2 tRNA genes and 2 rRNA genes are annotated in these 5,503 nt (G+C 49.3%); all 4 read right to left on the bottom strand.

Going from position 1 to position 5,503, the window contains the following annotated elements:
* Nucleotides 1-58: 58 nt before the first annotated feature.
* Nucleotides 59-2,891 (bottom strand): 23S ribosomal RNA (locus tag BM296_RS19270).
* A gap of 142 nt (nucleotides 2,892-3,033) precedes the next feature.
* Nucleotides 3,034-3,107 (bottom strand) — tRNA-Ala (locus BM296_RS19265).
* Between the two features lie 137 nt (nucleotides 3,108-3,244).
* A tRNA-Ile gene (locus BM296_RS19260) sits at nucleotides 3,245-3,318 on the bottom strand.
* A gap of 179 nt (nucleotides 3,319-3,497) precedes the next feature.
* Nucleotides 3,498-5,022 (bottom strand): 16S ribosomal RNA (locus tag BM296_RS19255).
* The 16S and 23S rRNA genes sit together here with 2 tRNA genes alongside, the layout of an rRNA operon.
* Nucleotides 5,023-5,503 lie beyond the last annotated feature (481 nt).

Below are 5,503 nucleotides of genomic sequence, written 5' to 3'. Positions count from 1 at the left end.
ATAAAAAGAAAGAAGTAAAGATCGTCGTCCGCCCCGTTCCTAAGAACGGGACGAGCGTATGCGCAAGCCTGACGGGCAATTAGTACTACTCGGCTACGGACATTACTGCCCTTCTACCTATAGCCTATCAACGTGGTCATCTCCCACGGCCCTTTAAAGAAATCTCATCTTGTGGCTGGTTTCGCGCTTATATGCTTTCAGCGCTTATCCAATCCCGACATAGCTACCCAGCGATGCTCCTGGCGGAACAACTGGTGCACCAGCGGTCAGTCCAACTCGGTCCTCTCGTACTAGAGTCAGATCCACTCAAATTTCTAACGCCCGCAGTAGATAGAGACCGAACTGTCTCACGACGTTCTGAACCCAGCTCGCGTGCCACTTTAATGGGCGAACAGCCCAACCCTTGGGACCTTCTCCAGCCCCAGGATGTGACGAGCCGACATCGAGGTGCCAAACCCCCCCGTCGATATGAGCTCTTGGGGGAGATCAGCCTGTTATCCCCGGCGTACCTTTTATCCTTTGAGCGATGGCCCTTCCATGCGGAACCACCGGATCACTATGCTCTTGTTTCCAACCTGATCGACCTGTATGTCTCTCAGTCAAGCGCCCTTGTGCCATTGCACTCTACACACGATTGCCAACCGTATTGAGGGCACCTTTAGAAGCCTCCGTTACTCTTTTGGAGGCGACCACCCCAGTCAAACTACCCACCACGCACTGTTCTCTCATCGAGAGTTAGGCCCCGGACAAGCAAAGGCTGGTATTTCAACAATGACTCCACCACACCTAGCGATGCAGCTTCAAAGTCTCCCAGCTATCCTACACATTGCTTGACCAAGGTCAATACGAAGCTATAGTAAAGGTGCACGGGGTCTTTTCGTCCCACTGCGGGTAACCGGCATCTTCACCGATACTACAATTTCACCGAGCTCATGGCCGAGACAGTGTCCAGATCGTTGCACCATTCGTGCAGGTCGGAACTTACCCGACAAGGAATTTCGCTACCTTAGGACCGTTATAGTTACGGCCGCCGTTTACTGGGGCTTCAATTCAATGCTTCTCCCCGAAGGAATGACATCTCCTCTTAACCTTCCAGCACCGGGCAGGTGTCAGGCCCTATACTTCATCTTTCGATTTTGCAGAGCCCTGTGTTTTTGATAAACAGTCGCCTGGACCTCTTCACTGCGGCCCCCCATAAGGGGGCGACCCTTCTCCCGAAGTTACGGGTCTATTTTGCCTAGTTCCTTAGCCATGAATCTCTCGAGCGCCTTAGAATACTCATCCCAACCACCTGTGTCGGTTTACGGTACGGGCTGCTTCACTTGCTTTTCTTGGAAGTCGATATGCTGGATTATCACCTTGACCGTGGTCTCGGTGTACTATCGGGGCGTTACCGCTCCCTTCAACGTACAATTCCGTCTGTACGCACCAACTTCTCGCCTCCGTCACTTTTAGCGTGAGCAGGTACAGAAATATTAATCTGTTGTCCATCCACTATCCCCTTCGGGTTCGCGTTAGGTCCCGACTGACCCCCAGCTGATTAGCATAGCTGGGGAAACCTTGGTCTTTCGGCGTGCGGGTTTCTCGCCCGCATTATCGTTACTTATGCCTACATTTTCGTTTGTAACCGCTCCAGCATCCCTCGCAGGTACACCTTCGACGCAGTTACAATGCTCCCCTACCCCTCATATTAATATGAAGTCACAGCTTCGGTGATATACTTATGCCCGATTATTATCCATGCGGAACCGCTCGACCAGTGAGCTGTTACGCACTCTTTAAATGAATGGCTGCTTCCAAGCCAACATCCTGGCTGTCAATGCAGTTCCACCGCGTTATATCAACTTAGTATATACTTTGGGACCTTAGCCGGTGATCTGGGTTCTTTCCCTCTCGGACATGGACCTTAGCACCCATGCCCTCACTGCGCAGAAACATTTTATAGCATTCGGAGTTTGTCAGGAATTGGTAGGCGGTGAAGCCCCCGCATCCAATCAGTAGCTCTACCTCTATAAAACTATCTACACGCTGCACCTAAATGCATTTCGGGGAGTACGAGCTATTTCCGAGCTTGATTGGCCTTTCACCCCTACCCACAGGTCATCCCAAGACTTTTCAACGTCAACGGGTTCGGTCCTCCACTATGTGTTACCACAGCTTCAACCTGCCCATGGGTAGATCGCACGGTTTCGCGTCTACTACTACTAACTATGGTCGCCCTATTCAGACTCGCTTTCGCTACGGCTCCGGACCTGAAGTCCTTAACCTTGCTAGTAAAAGTAACTCGTAGGCTCATTATGCAAAAGGCACGCCGTCACCCATATGGGCTCCGACCGCTTGTAAGCGTATGGTTTCAGGATCTATTTCACTCCGTTATTCACGGTTCTTTTCACCTTTCCCTCACGGTACTGGTTCACTATCGGTCTCTCAGGAGTATTTAGTCTTGGCGGATGGTCCCGCCGGATTCATACAGGGTTTCACGTGCCCCGCACTACTCAGGATACCACTATCTAAATGCTCTTTACCTATACGGGACTATCACCCTCTATGGTCGCTATTTCCAAAGCGTTCTAGTTCATTACACCTCGAATGTCGTGGTCCTACAACCCCGCACATGCCGGAACATGTACGGTTTGGACTAATCCGATTTCGCTCGCCGCTACTATCGGAATCACTTTTGTTTTCTCCTCCTCCGGGTACTTAGATGTTTCAGTTCCCCGGGTTTGCTTGGCTTACGCCATGACATATCTTCAATATGCCGGGTTGCCCCATTCGGATATCTACGGATCATATCGTGTGTGCCGATCCCCGTAGCTTTTCGCAGCTTATCACGTCCTTCTTCGCCTCTGAGAGCCTAGGCATTCCCCATACGCCCTTTTCCAGCTTGTCGCCAGATCTTTAATCTATTCTATTTTATTCGTACTCTTTACTTAATAAAGATTCGTGTTTCTTTCTTTTTTAGTCGGCAATACATTAAAAATGTATTACCTCCTGTTCCAATATGTCAATGAACGTTGTCGACTTTCGTCGCTGTGGAGAATATCGGAGTCGAACCGATGACCTCCTGCGTGCAAGGCAGGCGCTCTAGCCAGCTGAGCTAATCCCCCAATTATTAGTCGTCAGTTATCAGTTAACAGTTATCAGTTAATCGATGACTATACGTCAACTTGGGATACCCAACTTCTAAAATTTCCTTCAATCTTTAATGAACGTACCGCTTAACGAAAAACGGTTTTCTTGTTTGTAGTCCCAGGCAGACTCGAACTGCCGACCTCTACATTATCAGTGTAGCGCTCTAACCAGCTGAGCTATGGGACTGTCCCTACTCTTTCCTCTCGGCATAAATACCTCGCAAAAAAAAGCAATTACTTATATATCATAATTATGGAGATTTTTTTGTTCGAACAATCCTTAAAAAACATTATTAAATCAAAAGACCGGGACCGTAGTTCCATTCTTCACTTCGTCAGGGACTGTCATTGAATGACAATCTCTAGAAAGGAGGTGTTCCAGCCGCACCTTCCGGTACGGCTACCTTGTTACGACTTAGCCCTAGTTACCGATCTTGCCCTAGGCCGCTCCTTACGGTGACGGACTTCAGGCACTCCCGGCTTCCATGGCTTGACGGGCGGTGTGTACAAGGCCCGGGAACGTATTCACCGGATCATGGCTGATATCCGATTACTAGCGATTCCAGCTTCACGGGGTCGAGTTGCAGACCCCGATCCGAACTGTGACAGGTTTTATAGATTCGCTCTGCCTTGCGACATGGCTGCTCTCTGTACCTGCCATTGTAGCACGTGTGTGGCCCAGGACGTAAGGGCCGTGATGATTTGACGTCATCCCCACCTTCCTCACGGTTTGCACCGGCAGTCCCGTTAGAGTCCCCATCATGACATGCTGGCAACTAACGGTAGGGGTTGCGCTCGTTATAGGACTTAACCTGACACCTCACGGCACGAGCTGACGACAACCATGCAGCACCTTGCAAATTGCCCGAAGGAAAATCTATCTCTAGACCTGTCAATATGCATTTAAGCCCTGGTAAGGTTCCTCGCGTATCATCGAATTAAACCACATGCTCCACCGCTTGTGCGGGCCCCCGTCAATTCCTTTGAGTTTCATTCTTGCGAACGTACTCCCCAGGTGGGATACTTATCACTTTCGCTTGGCCGCCCAGAACTCAAGGTTCCGGACAGCTAGTATCCATCGTTTACGGCGTGGACTACCAGGGTATCTAATCCTGTTCGCTCCCCACGCTTTCGTCCATCAGCGTCAGTATATAGTTAGTCACCTGCCTTCGCAATCGGTGTTCTATGTAATATCTATGCATTTCACCGCTACACTACATATTCCGGCAACTTCACTATAACTCAAGACCGACAGTATCAAAGGCAGTTCTACCGTTGAGCGGCAGACTTTCACCCCTGACTTATCGGCCCGCCTACGGACCCTTTAAACCCAATAATTCCGGATAACGCTCGGACCCTCCGTATTACCGCGGCTGCTGGCACGGAGTTAGCCGGTCCTTATTCTTACGGTACCGTCAGTAAGCTACACGTAGCTCTTTTTCTTCCCGTATAAAAGCAGTTTACTACCCATAGGGCATTCTTCCTGCACGCGGCATGGCTGGATCAGAGTCTCCTCCATTGTCCAATATTCCTCACTGCTGCCTCCCGTAGGAGTCTGGTCCGTGTCTCAGTACCAGTGTGGGGGATCCCCCTCTCAGGGCCCCTACCCATCGTAGTCTTGGTAAGCCGTTACCTTACCAACAAACTAATGGGACGCATGGCCATCTTGTACCGCCCGAAGGCTTTAACCATATCCCGATGCCGGGTCATGGTACCACGGGGCATTAATCCAAGTTTCCCTGGGCTATTCCCCTGTACAAGGTAGGTTCCATACGCGGTGCGCACCCGTGCGCCGGTCGTCAGCGGAGCAAGCCCCCTGTTACCCCTCGACTTGCATGTGTTAGGCCTGCCGCTAGCGTTCATCCTGAGCCAGGATCAAACTCTTCATCGTTGTTTTGTAAATATTCGTCCCAACGAAGTCCAAATCTCTCCCGGCCCCGACTCTCGATTCAATTCCTTATATATACCTTACGATATACTAAATTATATGTTTCCTTAATTCTTGTTCCTCTCGAACAGGTCCTCACCTATTCTCGATTCTTATCTCCACAATATTTCAATGAACTTCTATCCACTCCGCACCGAATCTCTCGATTCCTTCGCTTCGTTTCCCTTAGGTGTTTCCCTAAGCGGCTGCAAATATACAACTGTTTTTTAACCTGACAACTTTTATCGAAAAAAAATATTTTTTCTTTTTTCCCAGATCAAATCAACATATACATGAACCTTTTTCCAACTCCCGATTCAGAACTAATCTTCCTCGTTTGCGGGGTGCAAATGTACACACTATTTCTAAATACACAACTACTTTTAAAACAAAATAAACAAAGTTTTTTGCACCAACACACAACACCTTTGTTTACAGGTTTTTA

It is taken from the genome of Maribacter stanieri (genome assembly GCF_900112245.1).
In the GTDB taxonomy this organism is placed as follows: Bacteria; Bacteroidota; Bacteroidia; order Flavobacteriales; family Flavobacteriaceae; genus Maribacter; species Maribacter stanieri.
Note: the sequence above shows the minus strand (reverse complement) of the source record. Positions and strands in the feature narration are given on the sequence as shown.